This is a genomic window from Phyllobacterium trifolii (assembly GCF_014192095.1).
GTDB lineage: Bacteria > Pseudomonadota > Alphaproteobacteria > Rhizobiales > Rhizobiaceae > Phyllobacterium > Phyllobacterium trifolii.
The window spans coordinates 1-3,879 of sequence record NZ_JACHXN010000055.1; the positions used below are offsets into that span (position 1 = coordinate 1).

At 53.2% G+C, this 3,879-nt stretch carries 5 protein-coding genes; 2 read left to right on the top strand and 3 right to left on the bottom strand.

All coding sequences use genetic code 11. The annotated features are described in order from the left end of the window. The first annotated feature begins 485 nt into the window (after positions 1–485). Positions 486–1,685, top strand: a complete 1,200-nt coding sequence (locus FHS21_RS30255) for an NAD-dependent formate dehydrogenase (protein WP_112531749.1) — start codon at positions 486–488, stop codon at positions 1,683–1,685. 129 nt (positions 1,686–1,814) lie between these two features. On the opposite strand, the gene FHS21_RS30260 is transcribed toward FHS21_RS30255, so the two are convergent. Then, the gene (locus FHS21_RS30260; protein WP_112531750.1) at positions 1,815–2,261 is read right to left on the bottom strand and encodes a hypothetical protein; all 447 of its coding nucleotides are present in this window, start codon (positions 2,259–2,261) and stop codon (positions 1,815–1,817) included. Between the two features lie 430 nt (positions 2,262–2,691). Continuing rightward, the gene (locus FHS21_RS30265) at positions 2,692–2,877 is read right to left on the bottom strand and encodes a hypothetical protein (protein WP_112531752.1); all 186 of its coding nucleotides are present in this window, start codon (positions 2,875–2,877) and stop codon (positions 2,692–2,694) included. Between the two features lie 36 nt (positions 2,878–2,913). Here FHS21_RS30265 and FHS21_RS30270 point away from each other — a divergent pair, with 36 nt between their 5' ends. Continuing rightward, positions 2,914–3,168 carry a hypothetical protein gene (locus tag FHS21_RS30270; protein ID WP_112531753.1) on the top strand — a complete coding sequence of 85 codons (255 nt, stop codon included), beginning with the start codon at positions 2,914–2,916 and terminating at the stop codon, positions 3,166–3,168. 222 nt (positions 3,169–3,390) lie between these two features. Here the strand turns inward: FHS21_RS30270 and FHS21_RS30520 are convergent. Next, on the bottom strand, positions 3,391–3,879 hold a 489-nt coding region (locus FHS21_RS30520; protein ID WP_210283683.1), incomplete at its 5' end, for a hypothetical protein.

Genomic DNA, 3,879 nt, shown 5'->3' on the forward strand with positions numbered 1-3,879 from the left:
AACACTACGGCAACGGAAAGGGCGGCACGATTATATCCGAACCAATCTGCGATGAATTTTCTCATCAGGCCCATGGTCTAGCTTACATCAGAGCGTTTGCTTCTGCCATATGCGGACTAAAATTCGCGCACCCAATACACACACCCTCGGTGGCATCGACGTGCCATAGTGGGGTGATTGCAAGCGCCACGAGAAGAGGAGGGCGTCATCCCGTCGCAATGCCCATTGTTATAGAGATCAACTTTGACGCCAAAGAGATTCGGTCATTCGAAGTGATTTGAACACATCCACCTATCGTGAGAAAATTCCAATGTTCGGTGAGACAGGCCTGCGGAACGCGGCAACCTCCGAACGAGGAAACACAAGGAGTCGGGGGTCTCTCGGGCTCGATCTGAGAACCTCTCGCTCACCGCATGACGATCCATGTAGCTGGCTTTGCCTCAGGCTTAGTCAGGTGTGTTTCCGGTGTAGGAAAGGAAACGATCATGGCCAAAATAATTTGTGTTCTCTACGATGATCCGGTCGACGGCTATCCGAAAACATATGCACGCGCCGGTCTTCCGGAAATCGACCACTATCCCGGAGGCCAAACGCTCCCTTCACCCAAGGCAATAGACTTTCAACCGGGAACGCTGCTCGGAAGCGTTTCTGGTGAACTCGGTCTGCGACAATATCTTGAATCGCTTGGCCACACGCTTGTCGTCACCGCCGACAAGGATGGTCCGGATTCAGTGTTCGAGCAGGAACTGCATGACGCTGAAATCGTCATCTCGCAGCCATTCTGGCCGGCATATTTGACTGCAGAGCGCATTGCCAAGGCATCGAAGCTCAAATTGGCGCTCACGGCGGGAATCGGATCTGATCACGTCGATCTTCAGGCCGCTATCGACCGTCGCATTACCGTCGCGGAAGTCACCTATTGCAACTCCATCAGTGTCTCCGAACACGTTGTCATGATGATCCTGGGATTGGTGCGAAACTACATTCCTTCCCATCAATGGGTAGTCAAAGGCGGCTGGAACATCGCTGATTGTGTCGCCCGCTCCTATGACGTCGAGGGGATGCACGTTGGAACAGTCGCCGCAGGGCGTATTGGTCTGGCCGTGCTGCGCCGTCTCAAGCCATTTGACATGCATCTCCACTATCATGACCGGCACCGGCTTCCGGACACCGTCGAAAAGGAGCTTAACGTGACATGGCATGACACGGTCGAGGACATGGTCAAGGATTGCGATGTCGTGACCATCAACTGTCCTCTTCATCCGGAAACGGAAAACCTGTTCAACGAGAAAATGCTCTCGAAGATGAAACGCGGCGCCTATCTGGTGAACACGGCCCGCGGCAAGATTTGCGATCGCGATGCTGTCGCCAGAGCATTGGAAAGTGGCCAGTTGGCCGGGTATGCAGGGGATGTCTGGTTTCCGCAACCGGCACCGAAAGATCATCCGTGGCGGACCATGCCGCATCACGGAATGACGCCGCACATCTCCGGAACATCCTTGTCCGCCCAGACGCGCTACGCGGCGGGAACACGAGAAATCCTTGAATGCTGGTTCGAAGGGCGGTCCATTCGCGAGGAGTATCTGATCGTTGACGGCGGGAAACTTGCAGGTGCAGGTGCACATTCCTACAGCACCGGCAATGCAACGACCGGGTCCGAAGAAGCAGAGCGTTTCAAGAAATGATCTTCGATGGGCTGGGTTACGCGAGGCAAAGATTTCCGCCCAAAGCCCACGTGTTCATCTTCGGTCGACGCCGGGAAGCGCTTGAGATGCGATGCTTCAACGCGACCAGTGAATCGAAACGCCCACCGATCAACAAGTTGCTTCGCGCTTCGCCAGGCGCGCATTGCCGATTACACCGCCGCGCGGAATCGTAATGAAACCGTCTCCTTCACCCGTTACTCCGCATGTGAAGTCAGCAACTAGGAAACGAGAACGGCGGATTTCTGCTATAATTTCGTCGTCGATCTTATTATTGTGCTCCTTTCGGTCGATCCTCATGACCTTATATCCGGCCTGTCTTATGGCGGGTTCAATGCCGTGATCATAGGCCGAAGCAACTTCGCCACTGAACCACATAGCCACGAATGCCTGTAGTGAGGTTTGAGGAGATGTCTTAATTTGTTCTAAATGCGAATGCCCGTTAAAGGTTAGCGTGAGACCACGGTCATCCAAGATCAAACCTTGACCAGAAGCAAAGGCGATCAACTCCTCAACTTCTTTCAAGTTTGACTGACTCGGTGGCTGATAAAAGCTCATCAGATGCCACCCAGTAGGGGTTTCGGGCAATGGTTCGCTGAGAGATCGAAGCCCCGATGGCCGCAGCTTATACTGTACTCGTTGACCGAGCATCGGCGTATGGTCCGAAATTAAGCGAAGCAACCTATCACGCCGCTCCCTGACCGTCTTTGGGGTCGCTACTTTAGCCCGGTCCACTTCGTCCCAGTAACCACGGGCCACTCGTTTCCTGCGTGATGCTGATCCACGAGCCAAGTCGTGAGATATGCTTTCTGGCGTTCACTCATGAAACCCACAAGCGCTTTCGCTGAGCCGGTTATCTCATACTTGCCGCTAGCCCTCGGAGAATCGTACTGAAACCTGTCGCCAATGACGCCACGATTGCTGTCGTAAGTGCGAGACTTCCAAATTGCACATGGTTCAGACATCTATCTCTTCTCTGTCGGCGGGCCTACTGCGTGGTAGCTCGGCGCTTCTTCTGGTCAAGGATGTTGAGGAGTTCCACCATCTCGTCGGCTTCCTGTATCTCCATGCTAATCATCATCCGCTCGTTCACGATAACGGGGAATCCGGTGAAGACATCGAAGACGGTCCAAGTACCGTTGTCTTCTTCGCGCATGTCGTATCGTAGGGACATAATGTACTGATATAGAAGTCGAACCCGAAGTAGTCGATGATAGACACACGGGGGGACAGGGAGGAACTCCAGATGGGCTGGCGCGAGGATTTGATAGCATCGTACAAGAAGGAAGTTGAGCGGCTTCGAGGTGACATTCCATTGATGCGAGCAGGCACATTCCAATTTCGCAGCTTCGAGAATGGCCAGTGGGTCATAAGAAACGAGGAGTGCATAGCTCGCGATCTCAAGACCATTGAGGAGTTGGAGGGGATCATAGCTCGTGCTGAAGCTGAGGAAGCCGGGAAGTAAAGAAAGCCGCAAGACGAAACACTCACATTCCGGGGGATTGAGGATGTGAGTGCAGTTTCGGACGCTTCCGGCTAGTTCCTGACCAGCAATTTGATTGAGGGCGAAACTACGATCCAAACTGCGATCAAAGCAGACACATCTGTCTGAAGCGAGACTGATGGAGAGACTGCGCCAACAAAAACCGCGGAGAAGGCGGGAAGAGTAGCAAGGTAATCTGAGAACTCACCAATCTGTTGGTTTACTTATCGCGTTGTCACCTCCACGATAGAAGAGAACATAGCAGACGGTTTTTACCAGAACACCGCATCCGACTTCACGATTGTCAGCGGGCGATAGAAGATCGAATGCTGGAGCTCCTGGGTGATGCCCAGGTTGCCGGATGGACCAAGGAAGAGGTCCTAGCAGCAATGATCGAGGTCGCCGAGAATACCAACCTGGCGATGCATCCAAACGTGCTGCTTTCGGTTGAGACTGAATTGAAGCGATTGCTAAAGAAATAGAGATACCTGAGAGAAAAATCTTCAGGGGAACTCGCGGAAGCGGACTTTTATACTCAAGGCGGCGACCAATGCCTCCAATGCCAATCAGGTTTGAGTCATCACCCTTATCGTAATGTCCGCTTTGCGCCGATATCGTTGAAAAACTCGGAGTTTGAGCATCCTCGACGCTCTGCGCGAGGTTTTTCAGGACGTTTGCAAGGCGGCCCTGACT